The 321-nt window shown below is 40.8% G+C and carries 1 pseudogene; it reads left to right on the forward strand.

What is annotated here, in order from left to right:
* Nucleotides 1–238: pseudogene (locus D0T50_RS13650) on the forward strand (hypothetical protein); the annotation flags it as partial.
* Nucleotides 239–321 lie beyond the last annotated feature (83 nt).

A 321-nucleotide genomic window follows, 5' to 3' on the forward strand; every position in this document is an offset into this window, starting at 1 on the left:
CAATCAGGTACCGGCAAGTATCGGTGAGCGTATTTTTGCGCGGATAGTAGATTATATCATTTTGTTTCTGTATGTTATCGCCACCTTTTTTGTGTTGGAGTGGGGAGTTGTTGGCGTGTGGCTGGCTTTCCCTTTTGGTTTGACCACTGCAGGAGTGCTGTTTTTCCTAAGATTGTGCAGAATCACTTCTCGGCTTCTCTTACGGGCGAAATTCGTGATGATGATGCTGAAGCGTTAATTCAATGGACAAAGATAATCATTTACATAAAAAACGAAACTAAAATGCTTTTAATTAACAGGGATAAAAGAACAACCGGCTTT

This window comes from Bacteroides sp. 214 (assembly GCF_010501015.1).
Lineage (GTDB): Bacteria > Bacteroidota > Bacteroidia > Bacteroidales > Bacteroidaceae > Bacteroides.